Source organism: Pannonibacter sp. Q-1 (assembly GCF_054073275.1).
In genome coordinates this window covers 131969-153123 of record NZ_JBSXNB010000008.1, presented here as the reverse complement: position 1 = coordinate 153123, position 21155 = coordinate 131969, and the positions used below count along the sequence as shown (strand labels likewise).

Annotated in this window: 18 protein-coding genes; 6 read left to right on the top strand and 12 right to left on the bottom strand. The window is 64.3% G+C overall.

The genetic code is table 11. The features are described 5' to 3' along the window. The first annotated feature begins 94 nt into the window (after positions 1–94). The gene (locus tag ACVNHC_RS20585) at positions 95–400 is read left to right on the top strand and encodes a BolA family protein (RefSeq protein WP_457169157.1); all 306 of its coding nucleotides are present in this window, start codon (positions 95–97) and stop codon (positions 398–400) included. Between the two features lie 3 nt (positions 401–403). Here ACVNHC_RS20585 and ACVNHC_RS20580 read toward each other — a convergent pair whose 3' ends face one another. The 3 genes from ACVNHC_RS20580 to ACVNHC_RS20570 are packed head-to-tail and all read right to left on the bottom strand — an operon-like array spanning position 404 to position 3511. Then, positions 404–1738, bottom strand: a complete 1335-nt coding sequence (locus tag ACVNHC_RS20580) for an HlyC/CorC family transporter (RefSeq protein WP_457169155.1) — start codon at positions 1736–1738, stop codon at positions 404–406. Continuing rightward, positions 1735–2871 (bottom strand): 3-dehydroquinate synthase, encoded by a 1137-nt coding sequence (aroB, locus tag ACVNHC_RS20575; protein WP_457169153.1) that lies wholly within the window; start codon positions 2869–2871, stop codon positions 1735–1737. Before aroB ends, ACVNHC_RS20580 begins: the two co-directional genes overlap by 4 nt. Further along, a complete protein-coding gene (locus ACVNHC_RS20570; RefSeq protein ID WP_058898578.1) occupies positions 2864–3511 on the bottom strand; it encodes a shikimate kinase in 648 nt (215 codons plus the stop codon). The genes aroB and ACVNHC_RS20570 overlap by 8 nt, the downstream gene beginning before the upstream one ends. Positions 3512–3640: 129 nt before the next feature. On the opposite strand from ACVNHC_RS20570, the gene ACVNHC_RS20565 reads away from it, so the two are divergent. Then, on the top strand, positions 3641–3775 hold the full coding sequence (locus ACVNHC_RS20565; protein WP_256387608.1) for a hypothetical protein: 135 nt from the start codon (positions 3641–3643) through the stop codon (positions 3773–3775). Between the two features lie 26 nt (positions 3776–3801). After that, entirely contained in the window at positions 3802–4743 is a 942-nt protein-coding gene (locus ACVNHC_RS20560; RefSeq protein WP_457169151.1) for a site-specific tyrosine recombinase XerD, read from the top strand. A 12-nt stretch (positions 4744–4755) separates the two neighbouring features. Here the strand turns inward: ACVNHC_RS20560 and ACVNHC_RS20555 are convergent, their stop codons facing one another. Continuing rightward, positions 4756–5808 carry a MaoC family dehydratase gene (locus ACVNHC_RS20555; protein WP_457169149.1) on the bottom strand — a complete coding sequence of 351 codons (1053 nt, stop codon included), beginning with the start codon at positions 5806–5808 and terminating at the stop codon, positions 4756–4758. Between the two features lie 209 nt (positions 5809–6017). On the opposite strand from ACVNHC_RS20555, the gene ACVNHC_RS20550 reads away from it, so the two are divergent. Beyond that, positions 6018–6698: a carbonic anhydrase gene (locus ACVNHC_RS20550; RefSeq protein ID WP_208977121.1), complete on the top strand. Its 681-nt coding sequence runs from the start codon at positions 6018–6020 to the stop codon at positions 6696–6698. A gap of 78 nt (positions 6699–6776) precedes the next feature. Here the strand turns inward: ACVNHC_RS20550 and ACVNHC_RS20545 are convergent, their stop codons facing one another. Further along, positions 6777–7322, bottom strand: a complete 546-nt coding sequence (locus ACVNHC_RS20545; RefSeq protein WP_094463664.1) for a CAP domain-containing protein — start codon at positions 7320–7322, stop codon at positions 6777–6779. A gap of 162 nt (positions 7323–7484) precedes the next feature. On the opposite strand from ACVNHC_RS20545, the gene ACVNHC_RS20540 reads away from it, so the two are divergent. Further along, positions 7485–8408: a response regulator gene (locus tag ACVNHC_RS20540; protein WP_208977122.1), complete on the top strand. Its 924-nt coding sequence runs from the start codon at positions 7485–7487 to the stop codon at positions 8406–8408. Positions 8409–8449: 41 nt separating this feature from the next. On the opposite strand, the gene ccrA is transcribed toward ACVNHC_RS20540, so the two are convergent. The 5 genes from ccrA to ACVNHC_RS20515 form a co-directional block, all read right to left on the bottom strand. Further along, a complete protein-coding gene (ccrA, locus tag ACVNHC_RS20535) occupies positions 8450–9769 on the bottom strand; it encodes a crotonyl-CoA carboxylase/reductase (RefSeq protein ID WP_457169147.1) in 1320 nt (439 codons plus the stop codon). A 229-nt stretch (positions 9770–9998) separates the two neighbouring features. Next, positions 9999–11714: a YbaL family putative K(+) efflux transporter gene (gene ybaL, locus ACVNHC_RS20530; protein WP_457169145.1), complete on the bottom strand. Its 1716-nt coding sequence runs from the start codon at positions 11712–11714 to the stop codon at positions 9999–10001. Positions 11715–11815: 101 nt separating this feature from the next. Next, complete coding sequence (gene secD, locus ACVNHC_RS20525; protein ID WP_457169288.1) at positions 11816–14359, bottom strand: protein translocase subunit SecD; 2544 nt, start codon at positions 14357–14359, stop codon at positions 11816–11818. A gap of 107 nt (positions 14360–14466) precedes the next feature. Continuing rightward, entirely contained in the window at positions 14467–14898 is a 432-nt protein-coding gene (locus ACVNHC_RS20520; RefSeq protein WP_457169143.1) for a hypothetical protein, read from the bottom strand. A gap of 181 nt (positions 14899–15079) precedes the next feature. Beyond that, complete coding sequence (locus tag ACVNHC_RS20515) at positions 15080–17032, bottom strand: methyl-accepting chemotaxis protein (RefSeq protein ID WP_457169141.1); 1953 nt, start codon at positions 17030–17032, stop codon at positions 15080–15082. 372 nt (positions 17033–17404) lie between these two features. Between ACVNHC_RS20515 and ACVNHC_RS20510 the strand changes: the two genes are divergently transcribed. Then, positions 17405–19411: a methylmalonyl-CoA mutase family protein gene (locus tag ACVNHC_RS20510; protein ID WP_374629130.1), complete on the top strand. Its 2007-nt coding sequence runs from the start codon at positions 17405–17407 to the stop codon at positions 19409–19411. 5 nt (positions 19412–19416) lie between these two features. Here the strand turns inward: ACVNHC_RS20510 and ACVNHC_RS20505 are convergent, their stop codons facing one another. Further along, complete coding sequence (locus tag ACVNHC_RS20505) at positions 19417–20310, bottom strand: DMT family transporter (protein WP_457169138.1); 894 nt, start codon at positions 20308–20310, stop codon at positions 19417–19419. 11 nt (positions 20311–20321) lie between these two features. Next, the gene (locus ACVNHC_RS20500; RefSeq protein ID WP_457169136.1) at positions 20322–21035 is read right to left on the bottom strand and encodes a TenA family protein; all 714 of its coding nucleotides are present in this window, start codon (positions 21033–21035) and stop codon (positions 20322–20324) included. Positions 21036–21155 lie beyond the last annotated feature (120 nt).

The window sequence follows — 21155 nt, the reverse complement described above, 5'->3', positions numbered from 1 at the left end:
TAAAGGAGAGGAATGAGTATCGGAACAGGCCTTGCGGTCCGGTGCGTGGTGCCGGTGCCACAGGGCATGAAGCTCATAACTCACACGGGATGCCATGAGTATCAAGACCCGCATGGCCGAAAGGCTGATTTCGATCTTTTCCCCCGCTGCGCTGGAGGTTCTGGACGAATCGGACCGGCACAAGGGGCACGGCGGCTGGCGGGAGGGCGGAGAGACCCATTTCCGCATCCGTATCGTGGCCGAGGCTTTCTCCGGGATGAGCCGCGTGGCCCGCCACCGCGCCATCAATGAGGCGGCTGCGGAGTTCTTCGCCGAAGGGCTGCATGCGCTCGCCATCGAGGCGCGCACGCCGGATGAACCGGACCCGCGCGCCCGTCAGGTCAGCCAGCCGGCCGGCTGACGTCTAGCGTGTTCCGCTGCCGGAGGAGGGCTGCGCTTCCCGCTTCTGCGGCGCAGGGCGCTGATCCTTGGCCGACAGCGGCATGACCCTGAGGCGGGTGATGCGGTTCTTCTCCCGCCGCAGCACCGTGAAGCGGAAGCCGTGGAAGGTGAAGATCTGACGCTCCTCCGGGATCATCCGCGCCTCATGGATGACAAGCCCGGCGATGGTTGTCGCCTCGTCATCGGGCAGGGCCCAGTCATTGGCGCGGTTGAGGTCGCGGATCGTCACCGATCCGTCGACGATGACCGAGCCGTCCGCCTGCGGGCGCACGCCGCTCAGTTCCACGTCATGCTCGTCCGCGATCTCGCCGACGATCTCTTCCAGAATGTCTTCCAGCGTCACGAGGCCCATGACCTCGCCATATTCGTCGATGACGAAGGCCAGATGGGACTTGCGCTTGAGGAAGGCGTTGAGCTGGTCCTGCAGGTTTGTGGTGTCGGGCACAAACCAGGGCGGTGTGGCGATCTTCATCATGTCCAGCTTGCCGAAGTCACCATCGGCCGCCTTCAGGGCGCGCAGCAGATCCTTGGCATGCAGCACGCCGACGAAATTGTCGCTCTCCCCGCGCCACAGCGGCATGCGGGTGTAGGGCGCGGCGAGGGCCGCATCGACGATCCGGGAGACATCGTCATCCACGTTGAGCGCCATCATGTTGGTGCGGTGGACCATGACGTCGGAGACTTCCAGTTCGGCAAGGTCCAGCAGCCCGCCCAGACGGTCGCGGTCGGCCTTGACCAGCCCGCCCTCCAGATGCTGCAGGTCCACGGCGCCGCGCAGTTCCTCATGCGGAGACAGGATCGAGGTGTTGTCGTCCACCCGGATGCCGATGGCCCGCATCAGCAGCCGGACGATGACTTCGATGCCCATGACGACCGGACCGAAGATGGCAACGATGATCCGTACCGGCCGGGCAACGGCAAGGGCGAAGCGGTCCGGGTTGGAAATGGCCCAGGTCTTGGGCATCACCTCCGAAAGAACGACGACAAGCACGGTCATCACCAGCGTCGCCAGCGCCACGCCCGCCTCGCCGAAAAGGCTGAGGAACAGGCTGGTGGCCAGCGATGACGCCAGAATGTTGACGATGTTGTTGCCCAGAAGCAGCGCGCCGATGAGGCGCTCACGGGCGGCAATCAGCTTGCCGACGATGCCGGCGCGGCTGTCACCGGCCTTTTCCATCTGGTGCATGCGCGCGCGGGAAGCTGCTGTCAGGGCCGTCTCGGAGCCGGAGAAAAATCCGGACAGAACGAGCAGGAACAGGATGGAGCCGCCGGTGAACCAGAGGGTGGTGTCGTTCATCGCTGAAGTTTCTCCTTCAGGAATTCAAGCACGGCGGCCGGGTCCACGCCTTTTTCAACGAAGGCCTGGCCGATGCCCCGGGTCAGGATGAAGGTCAGGGCGCCGCGGCTGACCTTCTTGTCCTGGGCGATGCTGTCGAGGAGGGTTTCGGCCGGCGGCAGCTGGCCGGGGATCTGATGCATGCGGACGGGTAGGCCCACCTTGATCAGGTGGGCTTCCACCCGCCCCACATCCGCCTGCGGCAGCAGGCCGAGGCGGGCGGAGAATTCATGCGCCAGCATCATGCCGATGGACACGCCTTCGCCATGCACGAGCCGGGTGCCGTCATATTCGACCGCTGATTCCAGCGCGTGGCCGAAGGTGTGGCCGAGGTTCAGCAGCGCCCGCTGGCCGCTTTCCCGCTCGTCCGCTCCGACAACGGCTGCCTTGGCGGCGCAGGAGCGCGCCACGGCTTCCTCACGGGCGGAGGTTCCGTCGAAGATGCCCTTCCAGTTGAGGTCGAGCCATTCGAAGAAGTCCGCGTCGCCCAGAAGGCCGTATTTCACCACTTCGGCATAGCCGGCGCGGAATTCGCGGTCCGAAAGCGTGTCGAGAATGGCTGTATCGGCCAGCACCAGGGCGGGCTGGTGGAAGGCGCCGATCAGGTTCTTGCCATGGCGGGAGTTGATGCCCGTCTTGCCGCCGACGGAGGAATCCACCTGGGACAGCAGCGTGGTCGGCATCTGGATGAAGGTCATGCCCCGGCGCACGGAAGCCGACACGAAGCCTGCCAGATCCCCCACGACACCGCCGCCAAAGGCGAGAACCGCGTCGCCGCGCTCCAGCCGCGCGGCCAGAACCTCGTCGCACAGACGCTCGAACTGGGCATAGCATTTGGTCTGCTCGCCCGGTGGCACGGTGATGACCGTGTGTTCCAGTCCTGCGGCCTTCAGGCTGGCCGACAGGGCCGGCAGATGGGTGCGGGCGACGGTTTCGTCGGTGATGACGGCGAGCCTTGCGCCCGGCATGAGGGCTGAAATGCGCGCACCGGCGCCCGTCAGCACATCGCGGCCGATGACGATGTCATAGGAACGCTCGCCCAGATCCACCGGCACGGTGACCGGCTCTGCCGTGGTCTCAAGTCTGTCAGCCATTTTGGCCCTCTTCGCTGTTCGTCCCGCCTGTGCGCAGGTTCAGATGGCCTTCGACAGCCGAAATCACGTCTTCCATCACCACTTCATGCGGCACTTCCCGGGACCAGACGGTGGTGTCCGCCAGGGCATAGACCGGCTCGCGCTTTTCCAGCAGCTGGCGCATGGTGCCTTCCGGATCGGCGTTTTGCAGCAGCGGGCGTGTCGGGCGCTTGCGGACCCTCACCATCACTGTGGCAAGATCGGCTCTCAGCCAGACAGACACACCGTTTGCCTTGATCGCGTTGCGTGTCGCCTCGCTCATGAAGGCGCCGCCGCCGGTGGCCAGCACCTGCGGACCCTGCTGCAGCAGGCGGGCGATCACCTTTTCCTCGCCGCGGCGGAATTCCGGCTCGCCGTGCAGGGCGAAAATCTCGGAAATCGTCATGTTGGCTGCCGTCTCGATTTCGGTATCGGCATCGACGAAATCAAGGCCCAGGCGCTGGGCAAGGCGGCGCCCGACGCTGGATTTGCCGCAGCCCATGATGCCGACAAGCACGATGGAGCGGTTTCCAAGGGCGGTGACGATCCGGGCCGCACGTGCGTCCTTCACCTGTGTGCCCGATGCGGCTGCGTTCACCTTGGCCCTCCCTGAACGGTTCATGAAGCGCCTTTTAACATATTCCGGCAAAAAACAAGCGGCTTGCTAGGGGAGCCTGCCTGCCGCAAAAAGAAAGGCGAGCCGCCGCCGATTCTCCTTGCCGGTTCTCTGGGGTTTTTTGCCGTGCCGACCTTGACCCGACTGATCCTGGTTCTGGCCCTTCTGGGGGCTGCCGGCTATGGCATCGTCTTTTCGCTGGCGAATTTTGTCCATCCGAGCGAGCGGGAGATCACCGTGCGGGTGCAGAAGGATGGCTTTGCCCGCTGACGGGCGGCCACAAGGGTGCAGCCAGCATGAACAGCAGCATCGAAGCCTTTCTGGAAATGATCGCGGCCGAGCGCGGCGCGGCGCTCAACACGCTGGAAAGTTACCGGCGCGATCTGGAGGATTTTTCGGACTTTCTGGGCTCCACCGCGCCGCAGTCGGCGGGCCAGGACGATATCTCCGCCTATCTCGGCGATCTGGCGGGGCGCGGCTTCGCCCCGTCCTCGCAAGCGCGGCGGCTTTCGGCCCTGCGCCAGTATTTCAAGTTTCTGTATGCCGAGGGCATGCGCACGGATGATCCGACGCGCACGCAAGGGGCGCCGAAGCGGCGGCAGTCCCTGCCCAAGGTTCTCTCCGAAGACGAGGTGGACCGGCTGATCGAGGCCGCGCGCAGCTCTGCCGATGCGGTGCAGGCAGGGGACGGCGAAGATGCGCAGACGGCCGCCACCCGCCGCCTCAGGGCAGCGCGGCTCTATACGCTGCTCGAAGTGCTTTACGCCACGGGCCTGCGTGTGTCCGAACTGGTGGCCCTGCCGGTCAAGGCGGCACAGCGCGATGCCCGGCTCATCGAAATCAAGGGCAAGGGCGGCAAGGAGCGGCTCGTGCCGCTGAGCTCAAGGGCGCAGGCGGCGATGAAGGACTATGTGGCCCTGCGCAACGCCGCAGGCGCCTTCACCGCCAGCCCCTGGCTGTTTCCGTCCTATGGCGAAAGCGGTCACTTCACCCGTCAGGCCTTTGCCCGCGACCTGAAGGCGCTCGCCGCCTCCATCGGCCTGGATGTGCAGAAGATCTCGCCGCACGTGCTGCGCCATGCTTTCGCTTCGCATCTTCTGCAGAACGGCGCGGACCTGCGCGTCGTGCAGCAGCTGCTGGGCCATGCGGATATATCCACAACGCAGATCTACACCCACGTCCTCGACGAGCGCCTGCAGGCCCTCGTCGAAGCCCATCATCCGCTGGCGAAGCGGTAGGGGGTTGGCAGGTCACTTCGGCATCAAGGCCCAGTAGTCGAAGTCCAGCACCACATTGTCCGCATAGACGCCATCTGCCGTGGCATAGGGGAAGTCCGCGCAAGGGGTGTTTCTGGTGGCAACGAGCCGCAGGCGCAGCGCGCCCACGTCTTCCCGGCCCTCGATCGTTGCCGTATCGATCACTTCAGACCAGGCATAGACCGTGTCGCCGGCAAACAGCGGTGCCACGTGGCGGCCGGCGTTGATGGCGGCGATGTGGAAGGCGGAGCCCAGCCCGTTGAAGGAGAGGGCGCGGGCCAGTGAAATCACGTGGCCGCCATAGATCAGGCGCTTGCCGAAGCGGCCCTTGCCTTCCGTGTGCTGGTTGAAATGCACCTTGGCCGTGTTCTGGTAGAGCCGGGTGGCAAGCTGGTGCTCGGCCTCTTCCACCGTCATGCCATCCACATGGTCGATGCGTTCGCCGGGCACATAGTCATCAAAGCGGAAGCGGCTTCCGGCCAGATCATTGTCCCAGTTGGCTGTGTCGAGCAGCGGAACGGCATCGCCAAGAGCATCCGGCGCAATGCTCTCGGGCAGGGTCGGGATGACAGGGGCAGGCGCCGGATTGCCGGGGTCCCGCTTGTTGACCATGACCCAGCGCACATAATCCAGAACCTCGGTGCCATCGGACTTGTAGCCGGTGGAGCGCACATAGACGACGCCGGTCTTGCCGTTGGAGTTTTCCTTGAGGCCGATCACTTCCGATACGGCGGACAGGGTGTCGCCGGGATAGACGGGGGCAAGGAAGCGCCCGCCCGCATAGCCGAGGTTTGCCACGGCATTGAGGGAAATGTCCGGCACCGTCTTGCCGAAGACGATGTGGAAGGTCAGCAGGTCGTCGATGGGCGCGGCCGGATAGCCCAGTTCCTGCGCGAAGGCATTCGAACTTTGCACCGCGAAACGCGGGCCGTAGATGGCGGTGTAGAGCGCTACGTCACCAGCGGTCACCGTGCGCGGGGTTGCATGCCGGATCACCTGGCCGATCCGGAAGTCCTCGAAGAAATTGCCCGCGCTGGTCTTGCTCACGTTCCGCCTCCCAAATCGTTGCATCTGCGGATGATTAAGACCGCTGCCCGGCTCCGGGGCAAGGGGAACCTTGGTTGAAGGCCTTGGGACAAGCCGGCGCAAGGGAGGACAGGTGCAGGGCAGGGAAGGCGCGGGGTTGGCGGCAGCGTCCCCTGCCTTTATAACCGCCTTCCGCGCCGCATACTGGGGCCTGCCGGATGGCAAGGAGCATGACTGACATGGCAAACGAGTTTCCGCAGGACCTGATCGACGGTTATGGCCGCTATCTCCAGAAGGGCTATGTCCGCTTCCGCGAGCAGCAGGAGCAGCTGGCGATTTATGGCCAGAAGCCCGAGGTGCTGGTCATTTCCTGCTGCGACAGCCGGGTCGCGCCGGAAGGTGTGTTCCATGCAGGTCCCGGCGAGCTTTTCGTGGTGCGCAACGTTGCCAATCTGGTGCCGCCCTTTGAGCAGACCGAAGGCCAGCACGGCACCAGTGCTGCGCTGGAATATGCCGTGCGCGTTCTCAAGGTGAAGCATATCGTTGTCATGGGCCATGCCAAGTGCGGCGGTGTGCAGGCATTCCGGCAGAATGCCAATGCACCGCTGGCGACGGGCGAGTTCATCGGCCGCTGGATCAAGCTGCTGGAGCCTGCCGCCATCGCCATGGCCTGCATGCCGGTGGACCGGCTGGATGACCCGCAGCTGGCGATGGAATATGCCGGTGTGCGCCAGTCGCTGAAGAACCTGCGCACCTTCCCTTTCATCGATCAGGCCTGCACCGACGGCTCTCTCAAGGTTCACGGCGCCTGGTTCGATATCGGCAGCGGCGAGCTGCGGGTGATGGACCCCGAGACCGAGCGGTTCGAAACCTGCCCCGGCTACGAGATTATTGCGGCGCCGCAAGGCTGATGCAGCTGGAAAGAGAACGGGAAAGGGCAGGGGTGGAGAAGCCGCCGCCTGCCCTTCTGTCTTTGTGCCGTCCTGAGGTCAGCCCCTGGGCGAGACGAGCACGAGGCTCCAGAACACCTTGTACTTGGAGGAGGGGCTGTAGGCGGTGGCAATGCCCATGCGGGTCACGCGCTCATCCAGCATCACCTTGTTATGGGTGGGCGACTCGCGCCAGCCGGAGAAGGCCTCAGCCAGCGTGCGGTAACCGGCGCTGACGTTCTCGACGCCATAGGACTTGCTCTCGCCGATGGCATCCAGCCGGTTCTTCAGCTGGTTCTGCGGGTAGAGCGAGGCACGGATATCATCCGCCGCTGCGATGACCCTTGCCTGCTGCTGGGCAAGGGTGATCAGGACCGGGTCCGCGACGACGCGGCCGCGCCCGTTGTTCTCCCGGTACTGGGAAATCATCTGCTGGGCCGTTGCCTGATCGATAACGGCGTTCACACGTGCCAGATCCCGGTAATAGGGCGGGACGTCGGCCGGTGTCTTGCTCTGGCAGCCAGCCAGCAGCAGCGCGCCGCCCAGCATCACGGAACCTGTCAGGATCTCGCGCCTGGAAGCGATGGCTTCCTCATCAAAGTGCATGTTGTCGTCGCCTCTTGTCCGGTCGCCCCGCAACCCGCCGAATCGTATGTGCACATTAGGCCGGAAATCCGGCGCCGGGCGATAGACGGCGCGTGGAATTCCCACGGCAAATGTATCTTGGGTTGAGGTATTGTTATTTTTTCCTACCTCTCCGCGGAATTCATGAAATTTCTGCTGGATGGTTCTGGAAAATTAAGCAAATCATGCGTTCTAAATGCGATGAATACCGGCAGAAAAAAAGACCGGCAGGTAAAATTCGACATCGGGCAATCGCGGGGCAGCTTTTTGGGATCGTCAGCTGAAGAGCCAATCAGGGTGCTGGTTGCAGACGACAGTGCAACTGTGCGCAAGTTTATTGAGCGGGCACTGCAATATTCAGGTTATGACGTTGCCATCACCGCTGCGGCTGATGGAAAGGAAGCGGTCGAGCTTCTGAGCAAGAACGCATTTCAGATTGCCTTCCTCGACATCAACATGCCGCAGCTGAACGGCGTCGAGGTCATGGCGGCCATTCAGGTCATGGGTTCGAAGACTTTCGCCGTCTCCATGTCCGATGGTCTCGATGAGGCGGCAGAGTCCAAGCTCAAGAACTTCGGTGCCTACGACTTTCTGGCCAAGCCTTTCACGGCTGCACAGGTCAAGCATATCCTCGATGTCTTTCAGGCCATCAGCACGCCCTTTGACGTTCTGATCGTGGATGACTCGACGACTGTCCGCAAGATCGTGCGCAAGGTGCTGGAGCGGTCGATCTTCAAATTGAACATCGTGGAAGCTGGGGACGGCGCGGCTGCCATCAAGCTGGTCAGCGAGAAACCCTACCGGGTGATCTTCACCGATTTCAACATGCCGAACATGACGGGTCTGGAACTGGCCGAGCGGTTGTCGACCGTGGCGCGCGGCTCGGATGTGATCCTGATGTCGACCGAATACAATGACACACTGGATTCAGCTGCCGAGAAGGTGCGGGCGCGCGCTTTCCTGCGCAAGCCCTTCTATCCGGCGGACGTGGACAGCATCCTGCATCACCTCTTCGGTCTGCGCCATTCGCGCTTCTCCAAACAGGTGCGCATGTTCGCGATGACGTGATGCGGGCCGCCGGAGGGCCGCCCGCTCACTGATGACCACCTTCAGCGCTTGCCCGCCTCCAGCACATCTTCAAAGGTCCGCAGGCCCGGCACCGGCGAGTTGACCAGAACGGCCATGTTGCCCGGCGCATGCTGGTTCTTCCACATCTTGGTGTGGGCCTTGGGGATCTGGTCCCAGCCGAACACTTCCGACATGCACGGATCGATGCGCCGGTCGATGACGAACTTGTTCGCCTCGGACGCCTGCTTCAGATGGGCGAAGTGCGAGCCCTGGATACGCTTCTGCCGCATCCAGACGTAACGGGCATCGAAGGTGATGTTGAAGCCCGTCGTGCCCGCACAAAACACGACCATGCCGCCGCGTTTGACCACCAGAGCCGAGACCGGAAAGGTCTGTTCGCCCGGATGCTCGAACACCATGTCCACGTCATTGCCCTTGCCGGTGATGTCCCAGATGGCCTTGCCGAATTTGCGCGCTTCCTGCGTCCAGGTGTTGAACTCGGGGGAGTTGACCTTGGGTAGCTGACCCCAGCAGTTGAAGTCCTTGCGGTTGATCACGCCCTTGGCGCCCAGCGACATGACGTAATCGCGCTTGTCCTCGTCCGAGATGACGCCGATGGCATTGGCCCCGGCGGCTGCAGCCAGCTGCACGCCGAAGACGCCAAGGCCGCCCGAGGCGCCCCAGACCAGCACGTTCTGGCCCGGCCGCAGCTGGTGCGGCGCATGGCCGAACAGCATGCGGTAGGCGGTCGCCAGCGTCAGCGTGTAGCAGGCGGCCTCTTCCCAGGTCAGGTGCTTGGGGCGCGGCATCAGCTGCTGCGACTGGACGCGGGCGAACTGGGCGAAGGAGCCATCCGGCGTCTCGTAGCCCCAGATCCGCTGGGTGGGCGAGAACATCGGGTCGCCGCCATTGCACTCTTCGTCGTCGCCGTCATCCTGATTGCAATGGATGACGACTTCATCGCCCACCTTCCAGCGCTTCACCTTGGAGCCGACGGCCCAGACAATGCCCGAGGCATCGGAGCCGGCGATATGATAGGCGCTCTTGTGGCTGCCGAAGACGGAGATGGGCTCGCCAAGTGCGGCCCAAATGCCGTTGTAGTTGACGCCTGCGGCCATGACGAGAACCAGAACCTCGTGGCTGTCGAGCGTCCAGGTCGGCACCACTTCCAGCTTCATGGCCTCTTCCGGCGGGCCGTGGCGGTCCTGCCGGATGGCCCAGGCATACATCTTCTCCGGCACATGGCCGAGGGGCGGGATTTCGCCGATTTCGTAAAGATCCTTCAAGGGTGTGTCCCCCTTCGTCAGATTGTCATTTGCCTCGGATGCGGCCTGCGATGCTGCCTGTGCCACGATCGCCATGGGTGTCCTCCTCCACTCCGGCATGAAACTGCCAGCCCGGCTCTTGCACGCCTCCCTGCGGCGCAGGACTATTGCAGCGCAGCAGCGGTTGGGTGCGAAAGACCCGCTATCGCGCAACTATCCGTCTAAAATTGCGTTTGATCTATACGACTATTGCTTAACTTGCGTTACGGCAGTCTGCCCTGTTTTGCGGTGCACAGAAGGTCAGGGCGCTGGGTGCAGGACAGGATCAGGTGAGCGGACGCGCTCCGGTCACCTTCTCCACGATGGCCCGGGCAATCTCATGCTCGCCCATGATGATGGTGCCGACACCGAGGCCGGCGAGATGGTCCACCTCCGCGTCGAAATGGGCGCGGGCGATGATGTCGATCTCCGGATTGGCGGCCTTGGCCTGCATGACGATCTGCCCCGCCTCAAAGGCGTTGGGAATGGCAATGATCAGCCGCCGGGCTTCTGCGATGTTGGCCGCCTGCAGCACGTCCTGACGCGCGCCATTGCCAACGATCACCTCGATGCCGGCTTCCTTCAGCGCGGTCAGGGATTTGTCCGCATCCTCGATCACCAGCAGCGGTTCGCCTGCAGCCTGCAGCTCCCGCCCGGTGAGGCTGCCGACCCGGCCGAAGCCGACGAGAATGGTATGCCCGGTCTGGCTGGTCGCCTGCACGACCGGCGTCTTCGCCTGCTTCTCCGCAGGTTGGGCCGCCGGTGCAGCGGCGGCACCTTCCTCCTGTGCTTCCGTTTTGGGCTTCAGCCAGTCGATGGCGGCAAAGAACAGCGGGTTGAGCAGGATGGACAGGATGGCACCGGCAAGGATGAGATCGCGGCCCTGATCCGGCAGGAGGTTCAGCTTGCCGCCAAGCTCGGCGAGAATGAAGGAGAACTCGCCGATCTGGGCAAGACTCGCGGCAATGGTCAGCGCGGTCTCCCGCGAATGCCCGAAGAGCCGGACAATGACAAAGGCCGCAACAGACTTGCCGGCGACGATGATGAAGACCGTTGCCATGACGGGCAGCGGGTCCTCGATGATGCTGGCCGGGTCGAACAGCATGCCGACCGAGACGAAGAACAGCACGGCGAAGGCATCGCGCAGGGGCAGGGATTCCTCGGCGGCCCGGTGGCTGAGCTGGGATTCGCTCAGGATCATGCCGGCGAAGAAGGCCCCCAGCGCCAGCGACACGCCGAAAAGCTTGGCCGCGCCAAAGGCGACACCCAGAGCGATGGACAGCACCGCAAGGCGGAACAGTTCGCGCGAGCCGGTGTGGGCAATGTAATGCAGGATCCAGGGGATCACCCGCCGCCCGATGATCAGCATCAGCGCCACAAAGGCCGCGACCTTGACCAGCGTCAGACCCAGGACGCCCCAGATGCCAAGGCCGAAACGGGCGGCCAGCGGATCGGGCGCGATGGTGCTTTCCCCGCCGATGACGCTGGCAATCGCGGGCAGGATGACAAGCGCCAGCACCATGGCCAGATCTTCGACGATCAGCCAGCCGACCGCGATGCGCCCTTGTTCTGTCGCAACGAGGCGGCGTTCCTGCAGGGCGCGCAGCAGCACCACGGTGCTGGCAACCGACAGGGCAAGGCCGAAGACAAGCCCGGAACGCAGCGGCCAGTCCATCATCCAGGCAAGGCCCGCCCCCATCAGCGTCGCGGCGAGGATCTGCACCAGTGCGCCCGGCACGGCAATCGCCCGCACCGACAAAAGATCCTTCAGCGAGAAATGCAGGCCGACGCCGAACATCAGCAGGATGACGCCGATTTCTGCAAGTTCGGGCGCCAGATTCTGGTCGGCCACGAAGCCCGGTGTGTGCGGCCCCACCAGCACGCCCGCGATCAGGTAGCCCGCCAGCGGCGGCAGCCTCAGGCGGTTCGCAATTGCCCCCAGAATGAATGCGATGCCAAGTCCGGCAACGATGGTGGCAATCAGCGGCGTGTCATGGGGCATATGGCTGTTATCCTTCTGGAACTTTCTTTTTGATTGAGTTCGTCCGTGCGGTGCAAGTGCCCCGCCGGCAAAAAGCGGCGGGGCAGGTTGTTTTTATAGGCTCAGGCTTGCGCCGCCGGTTCGGCGGGCAGTACCTGCGCCTTTTTCTGGCGGCGTTTGCGCCAGTCGCCGAGGAAGAGGAGGATCGGTGCGGCGATGAACACCGATGAACTGGCTGCCACCACGATGCCGAACACCATCGGCACGGCGAAGCTCTCCACCGCGCTGCCGCCCCAGATGGCCATGGGCAGCATGGCCAGGAAGGCGGTGATCGAGGTGTAGAGGCTGCGGCCGAGGGTTTCGTTGATCGATTTGTCGATCATCTCCCGCAGCGGCATCTGCTTGTAGAGGCGCATGTTCTCGCGCATGCGGTCATAGACCACCACCTTGTCGTTGACCGAGTAGCCGACGAGTGTCAGCAGCGCGGCAATGGCCGTGAGGTTGAAGTCGATGCCGGTGAGCGCGAAGAAGCCGGCCGTCTTGGTCACGTCCAGCACCAGTGTGGCGATGGCGCCGACCGCAAAGGGCCATTCGAAGCGGGCCCAGATGTAGAGCAGCATGGCAAGGCTGGCCAGAATGACGGCAAGGATGCCCGCTGCCGCCAGTTCGCCGCTGACCTTCGGCCCCACCACCTCCGTACGCTCGACCTGGGAGCCGGGTGCAATCTGCGCAAGGTTGCTGCGGATGGTGTTGACGGCTGCCGTCTGCGCCTCCTCGCCGCCCGGCTGGCGCTCGGCCCGCAGGAGGACGTGGGTGGGATCGCCGAATTGCTGCAGGGCGATCTCGCCAAGGCCCAGCCCGCCCAGTCCGCTGCGCAGGCTGGCAAGATCCGCGGGACCTTGCGTTGTCACCTCCATCTGGATGCCGCCCCGGAAGTCGACGCCGAGGTTGAGGCCCGGCTTGATCAGCAGAGCCACCGAGGCAAGCGACAGGAAGATGGACATGCCGATGCCGATGAAGCGCCCGCGCATGAAGCGGATGCTGGTGCCGTCGGGGATCAGGCGGAAGCCGAAGGGCGGTTCGATGACCAGCTTCTTCAACCGCCACCTGCGCACGATGGCCGTCATGATGACCCGGACGATCGACACGGCGGTGAACATGGAAATGGCGATGCCGAGGCCCATGGTGACGGCAAAGCCGCGCACCGGGCCGGTGCCGAACCAGAACAGCAGCATCGTTGCGATCAGTGCCGTGACGTTGGAATCCACAATCGTCGCATAGGCGCGCCTGAAGCCGGCATCGAGCGCCGCATGGGCACTGAGCCCCTTGCGTGTTTCCTCGCGGATGCGTTCGTTGATCAGCACATTGGCATCCACCGCAAGGCCGATGCCGAGCACGATACCGGCAATGCCGGGCAGCGTCAGCGTTGCGCCCATCAGGCTGAGGGCGCCCAGCGTCAGCAGCACGTTCAGCGCCAGCGCGAAATTGGCGACAAGACCCCAGCGGCCGTAGAGCACCATCATGAAGGCATACACCAGGCCGAAGCCTGCGATGCCGGTTTCAACGCCCCTTGCAATGGCATCGGCTCCCAGATCCGCGCCGACGGTCCGCTCCTCGATGACGGTGAGCGGGGCAGGCAGGGCGCCCGCGCGCAGCAGGGCGGCAAGGTCTGCAGCTTCCGCAATGGTGAAGTTGCCGCTGATCTGGCCCGAGCCGCCGGTGATCGGCTGCTGGATGACCGGTGCGCTCAAGACCTTGCCATCCAGCACGATGGCGAAGGGCTTGCCGGTGTTGGTCTTTGTGATTTCGGCAAACTGCCTTGCGCCGCTGCTGTCAAAGCGGAACAGCACCAGCGGAGCGCGGGTCTGCGGGTCAAAGCCTGCCCTTGCATCGGCCAGCCGCTCGCCTGACAGGGCCACACGGTTTTCGACCGGATATTGCGTGCCGCCTTTGACGGCGGGGAGCAGACTGACGCCGGCCGGCAGGCGTGCGCCCGGTGCGGCATCGGCCAGCATATGGAACGAGAGCTTGGCGGTGCTGCCGAGAAGCTCGCGGATGCGGGCCGGGTCCTGCACGCCGGGCAATTGCACCATGATGCGGTCCCCGCCCGCCCGCTGGATCACGGGCTCGGCGACACCGGCCTGATCGATGCGCATGCGGATGATCTCGAGGCTCTGGGCCACGGCCGCACTGATGCGGTCGCGGATGCCTTCTTCCGTCAGCTTCATCTCCAGCGTGCCGCTGCCCGTGCGGGTGATGGTCATGTCCGGCGCTCCGGCCATGCCGGGCATCAGTCCGCCTGCGGCGTTGATCAGCGGGCGCAGCGCTTCCACGGCGGCGTCCGTCTGCCCTTCATCCTTGAGGGCAATGGTGACGGTGCCGTCCCCGGCGCGCAGGGACGATGTGGCAATGCCGGCACTGGTCAGGCTCTGACGGGCCTGCCGCTGCAGATCGTCGATCCGGTCCTTCAGCAGGGCCTTCGTGTCCGTTTCCAGCACGAGATGCGATCCGCCGCGAAGATCGAGGCCCAGCGTGACGGGCTGTTTCGGCAGCCAGCCGGGCAGGCTGGCCAGTTGTGAGGGAGACAGGAAATTGGGCAATGCCGCCAGCAGCCCGAAGATGATGACAGCCAGATAGGCTGCAAGCACCCAGCGTGATTTGCGCATGGTGTGATGATCCATGGAACGGCACGCCCGCGCGGAGCCAGTCCTGCGCAAGCGTCAGCCGTGGAGAAAAACAGGGAAAGTCAGGTCAGAAAGGGAGCAATGCTCCGTCAGGCCGCAGCCGGAGGGGCGCGGGCATCAAAATCGCGCGGCAGCGCCAGTGCGGGCAGGGCAGGCGAAACAGCTGCCTGTGCCAGCCGTCCGGCCTGCGGAAGGTGCTCTGTGCCTGAGGGGGCAAGGCCAGCCGGATCAGACCCTTGCGGCGGCGGGGAGAGGTGACGGTCCGGCCCGGACTTGCGCCATTCCGCCGTTGCAGTGCGCCAGGCGTCTCTGGCGCGCTGGGCCGCTTGCGCGGCCTGTCCGGCGCTGGCAAGTCCGGCCTCGGCCCTTTGCAGATCCGGCCGGGAGATTTGTCCCGGCAGGGCCGTCCATTGCAGGGCGGCCAGAAAAGCCAGCAGCAGCAATTTGAACAGGGCCGGTGCAAGGTGCGATGCTCCTGCGGTCCTGTCTTCTGTGTCTTGTCTGCTGTGTGCCGGTGTCATGCCATGTCCGGGGTACGCCGCCATCTCGGGCGCTCTACCCGGGCAATGTGGCCAACATAGGGGCTCATGCTGCCGTTTGCCAGCCATTGCGGCCGGAAAACCGGTATTTCGCCGGGGCCCTCATATGAAGACAGCCCCGCGCGGGGGGGCTGTCCTTGTCTTGCAGTGGTGGCGGTGGTTGTCAGCCGGCGCGGACGCGGCGGACGAAGCCTTCCACCTTGCCCTTCAGTTCCTCGGCCTGGCTGGAAATGCCGTTGGAGGCGCTGACAACATCACGGGCGATGTGGCCAGTCAGTTCTGCGGCTTCGTTCACATCGGTGATGTTGCGGGACACTTCCACGGTGCCGGTCGCCGCTTCCTCGACATTGTGCAGGATTTCGGTGGTGGCCTTGTACTGCTCGTCGATGGAGCCGGAGATCATGCCGGCAATGTCGGAAATCTCGCCCACGACCGAGCGGATGCCCTGAATGGCGCCCACCACATTCGAGGTGCCCGACTGCACGTCGGAAACCAGCGAGGCGATTTCTTCCGTGGCCTTGGCGGTCTGGGCCGCAAGGTCCTTCACTTCCGTCGCCACCACGGCAAAGCCGCGTCCGGCCTCTCCGGCACGGGCTGCCTCGATGGTGGCATTGAGGGCGAGGAGGTTGGTCTGGGAGGCGATCTGGTTGATGAGGTTCACGATCTCGCCGATCTTCTGGGCCGCCTGAGCCAGACCCTCGGCCATGGACCCGGCCCGCGCTGCTTCGGTGTTGGCCTTGACGGTGATCTCGGCCGATACCTGCACCTGACGGCTGATCTCGCGGGTCGAGTTCGACATTTCCTCGGTCGCTGCGGCTACGGTGCGGACGTTGGCAGAAGCCTGTTCGGACGCTGCGGCCACGGCTCCGGCGCGGCTGGAGGTACGCTCGGCCTGGGTGCCCATCTGCCCGGCATTGCGCTCCAGATTGAGGGCAGCTTCTGCCAGCGCCTGGGCCACGCCCATGACATCGGCTTCAAAGCCGGAGGCAAGCGCATCGAGCTCCTGGCGCCGCATCGCTTCTGCCCGGGCCTTCATCTCTTCCTTTTCCTGCTCCGTGCTGCGGATCTGGATGGCATTGTCGCGGAAGATGGTCACGGCCTTGGCCATTTCGCCGATCTCGTCCTCACGCCCGGAGCTGGGGATCGGAATGTCGAGGTTGCCATGGGCAATCTGGCTCATGGCGCCGGTCATGGCGCTCATCGGACGGATGACCTTGGCCGCAATGATCCAGAAGGCAGCAGCTGCGGTCAGCAGCACGAAGGCCATCAGGGCCAGCGTGGAATAAAGGCTGCTGGCGGCATCCGCCCGCAGGGTTTCGATGCGCTGCAGGGCCGCTTCGAAGGCGGCATCGCGGACAGCCAGAACGGCGGGCCACAGCGCGACACCACGCTGGCGGTAGGCGTTGCCGTCAATCTTGAACTCACCCGTGGCAAAGCCCGGCTGCACATCCGCCTTCAGGGCGGCGAAGGCATCCACATAGTTGGCCTTGGCGCCGGCAATGGCCGCCTTCACGGCCGGATTTGCGCCGGGCTTGTCTGCCTCCTTGATGATCTCGCTCCAGATCTGGCGGACTTCGCCATCGAGGCGGGTAAAGGTCTCAAGCTGCTCGGGCGTGAGCGCCTGGCCGCTGACGACGAAGCCCTGCATCATGCCGGCCTGACGGCCACCGGTATCACGCAGCTGCCAGACGGTGCGGGCCAGCTTGCTGTAGTTGAGCGCAACGCCATCGACTTCGGCAAGGATCTCCATCTCGCGGTCGATGGTGTCCAGCACCGACTTGTTCATGTTCGCCGAGGCTGCGAAAGTCTCCTGCGAGGCCTTGCGGCGCTGCTCCAGCGGGGCGGAATAGACCAAACGGTCATTGGCTGCGCGCATCTGGAGCCAGTCTGCCTGGCTCTTCTTCACGATGTCTGCGGCGGCGGCACTGGCCGGCTCAAGCGCGGCAAGCTCTGCCGCTGCATCCAAGGCCTTGGTGAAGGCAACATCCGTCGGCTGGCGGCTCTTGGCAACGTCGGCCTCGCGCGAGCGTTCGGCCGCATTTTCGGAATCCAGAAGAAGAGTGATCAGGCCCCGCTCCGCGTTCGCATTTGCGGGAATGTCAGACAGGGCCTGCATCGTCTTAACGCGCGCATTTGCAAGGCTATATTTCTGAAGCCTCGAGTTCGATTCAATACTTATCCATCCTGTGATCAGGCATGCCGTTGCGGCAAGTGTTCCGACAACGGCTCTAAGGATAAATGACAATCTCATGTGACTTAGTTCCTGATTTCAACCTAACTATACTAGAGGTAAGTGCGTGTTAATTTTTTATTATTTGACGTTACGGCAAATTTGTACGGTGCGGTATTTTTCTCATGAAAATTATTTCGTTTGGTGAAATTATATTGCGCCGCAGCAGGGCGACTTTTGGCGAATTTATCCGGTGCCGCTGAGGCCTTATCGTGCTGGGATGGATGACGGTCGGCAGGCCGGGTGGAGGGTGTCCGCATGAGTGATGACAAGACGATGGGCGAGGGCGGCCGGAAGCGGGATGAGCCCTGGATCTTCCGCACCTATGCGGGCCATTCCACGGCGGCCGATTCCAACAGGCTTTACCGGGCCAATCTGGCCAAGGGCCAGACCGGCCTTTCCATCGCCTTCGATCTGCCGACCCAGACGGGCTATGATCCTGATGACCTGCTGTCGCGGGGCGAGGTCGGCAAGGTGGGCGTGCCGGTGGCGCATCTGGGGGACATGCGCACCCTGTTTCAGGACATTCCGCTGGAGCGGATGAACACGTCCATGACGATCAACGCCACCGCCCCCTGGCTGCTGGCGCTCTATGTGGCGGCGGCTGATGAACAGGGGGCAGACCGCAAGCGGCTGGCCGGCACCACGCAGAACGACATCATCAAGGAATATCTCTCGCGCGGCACTTACGTTTTCCCGCCTGCACCCTCGCTGCGGCTGACCACGGATGTGATCGCCTGGACCTACAGCGAGATGCCGAAGTGGAACCCGATGAATGTCTGCTCCTACCATCTGCAGGAGGCGGGAGCGACGCCGGTGCAGGAGCTGTCCTTCGCGCTGGCAACGGCCATCGCCATTCTGGATGGCATGAAGGCAAGCGGGGCCATTCCGGAGGCGGAGTTTCCGCAGGCGGTGGGCCGCATTTCCTTCTTCGTCAATGCCGGCATGCGCTTCATCACCGAGATGTGCAAGATGCGCGCCTTCACCGAGCTCTGGGACGAGATCTGCCGCGACCGCTATGGCATCGCCGATCCGCGCTACCGCCGCTTCCGCTACGGGGTGCAGGTCAACTCGCTGGGTCTGACCGAGCCGCAGCCGGAGAACAACGTCTACCGCATTCTGATCGAGATGCTGGCCGTGGTTCTGTCGAAGAATGCCCGCGCCCGCGCCGTGCAGCTTCCGGCCTGGAACGAGGCGCTGGGCCTGCCCCGGCCGTTCGATCAGCAATGGTCCCTGCGCATGCAGCAGATCCTCGCCTATGAGACGGACCTGCTCGACTATGACGATATTTTCGACGGCTCCTCCGTCATCACCGCAAGGGTGGAAGAGCTGAAGGCCGAAGCGCGGGCGGAACTGGCCCGGATCGATGCCATGGGCGGGGCCGTCGCTGCCGTGGAGACCAGCTACATGAAGCAGCAATTGGTGGAGGCGAACAGCCGCCGCCTTGCCGGCATTGAAAGCGGCGAGCAGATCGTTGTCGGCGTCAACCGCTGGACCGAGAGCGAGCCTTCGCCGCTGGCCGCCGGTGAAGATGGCGGCATCCTGACCGTTTCTGCCCATGTGGAGGATGAAGCCATCGAACGCATCAAGGCCTGGCGTTCCGCCCGTGACGGGGCCGCTGCCGAGGCGGCGATTGCCGGGCTCAAGGCGGCGGCGCGCGAAGGGCGCAACATCATGGAACCTTCGATTGCCGCGGCAAAGGCGGGTGTCACCACCGGTGAGTGGGGAGCAGCGCTGCGCGAGGTCTTCGGCGAGTACCGCGCCCCCACCGGCGTTGGCCGTGCCGCACGGGATGATGCGGGCGATGTGGCGGCGGTGCGCGAAAGCGTTGAAGCCGTCTCGCGCAAGCTGGGACGCAGGCTGAAGTTCCTTGTTGGCAAGCCGGGGCTCGATGGCCATTCCAACGGCGCGGAGCAGATTGCCGTGCGTGCCCGCGACTGCGGCATGGAAGTGGTCTACGAGGGCATCCGCCTCACCCCGGCGCAGATCGTCAACGCGGCGCTGGAGGAGAGCGTGCATGTCATCGGCCTGTCGATCCTCTCCGGCTCCCATCTGGCGCTGGTGCGCGACGTGCTGGAACGGCTCCGGGCGGCAGGCATTGCCGATATTCCCGTCGTTGTCGGCGGCATCATTCCGGATGAGGACGCCCGGACGCTGAAGGCCATGGGCGTTGCTGCGGTCTACACCCCGAAGGACTTCCAGCTCACCGGCATCATGGCCGATGTGGTGCGCATTGCCGGCGAGCAGGGAGAGCGGGCGGCCTGAAGCGGCTACACCCCGAACATCAGTCCGCAGCCGAAAACGACCAATGCGGCGCCGATCCAAGCGCCGGGGGCCGGCATTTCGCCGGTGCGCCACCACAGGAGCGGCAGCTGCAGGGCTGGCGTCGTGGCGGACAGGGTGGAGATGATGCCCACCTTGCCGCCGGACAGCGCGAACAGCACCAGCGTCATGCCCACACCCATGCCGATGAAGCCCGACAGGGCCGTCCAGCCCGCAATCCTGAGCGTGAGCGGGTTCGCCGGTTTCAGATAGGAAAAGGGCAGGGCGCCGAGGCAGACAAGGCCGAGCGCGGCGATGCCGATGCGCACGGCCGAGGCCACGACCGGATCAACGCCCGTTTCCATCACCGGACGGGCAATGAGCGAGCCGATGGACTGGGACAGTGCAGCGGCCAGCCCCAGCAGAAGGCCGATCCACACAGGCCCCTTGATGCTCTCCCATGTGTGCAGCTGCGACCGGCGCTTGCCGAAGGCGATGGACAGCATCACCCCGGCGAAGCAGATGACGACACCGGCCAGCACCTGTCCGCTCAGCGCTTCGCCCAGCACCAGCCAGCCGAGTACCGCAGACATGGGGGCGTTCAGCGAGAACAGCATGGCGGTGCGGCGCGGACCCATGCGGTTCAGTGTCAGGAACAGGGCCGTATCGCCGATGAAGATGCCGATGAGGCCGGAGAGCACCAGCGCGCCCATGTGCTCATAGCCGAGCGAGCTCCATCCGGGACCAACGGTCACCGCAGCAGCCAGCATGGCAAAAACCATCAGCATGCGCAGCCGGTTGAAGGCAATCGCACCCAGATGGGAGGACGGTGCGGCGGAGATGATGCCGCCATAGGCCCAAAGGGCCGCCGCCGCGAGCGCGGCGATTTCATAGATGGGCATGATGGTGGGGGTCAGGCCGGTTGGGCCGCTCCTGCTGGGCCGTTCCAGGCCGCGTCGAAGAAGGATTTCTCCAGTGCGCACATGTGCACAAACCGCTCCGTGGCCCGGCTTCTCTCGGTTTCCGTAAGGCGGGCGGCAGTCCGGTCCATCTCATCGCGCAGGAACGAGACGAAGCCCTCGAAGCCGGGACCGGCGTGCAGATTGATCCATTCGGCCAGCCAGAAATCCGCCGGGCGCGGCTTCCGGGCCTCGCGTGCGCCCCAGGTCAGGTAGACCCATTCGGCGCAGAGCAGGCACGCAAGCCCTTCCTCGTAGCTCGCCTCGGCGGCCTCCAGCAGCAGGCTGGCGAAGGCACGTGTGACGGGCCCCTGTGCGGCCTCAAGATAGATCTCCGGCGCCACATCGAGCGCAGCAAAGGAGCGGATGAAATAGTCGTTCTCGTTGGAGGTCAGCAGCGCCAGAAACGCCGCGTACGGGCGCTTTGCCGCCATGTCCGGGGCCTTGGCCACCAGATAGCCGATCACGGACGCCAGATCGGTGATGAACGTATAGTCCTCGATGAGATAGCGGACATAGGCGTCCCGGGGCATGGTGCCGCTGCCGATGGCATGGGTGAAGGGATGTTCGGTGGCAGCGGTCCAGTCCGCTCCGGCGGCCTGCACCAGCTGGTCCGAAAAGCGCGTGGCGGCATGGCCTCTAGCGGCTGCGCCCAAGATGCCCGTCATCTGTTTCCTCCATGGCCGCAGGCTGCCTGTCCGGCGCGCGGCGTTCTGTTCTGGCGGGCATGTTAAAGCTGAAAAGCCCCGGAGGTTCAATCCGGGGCTTTTGCTGACGGGATCTGTTCA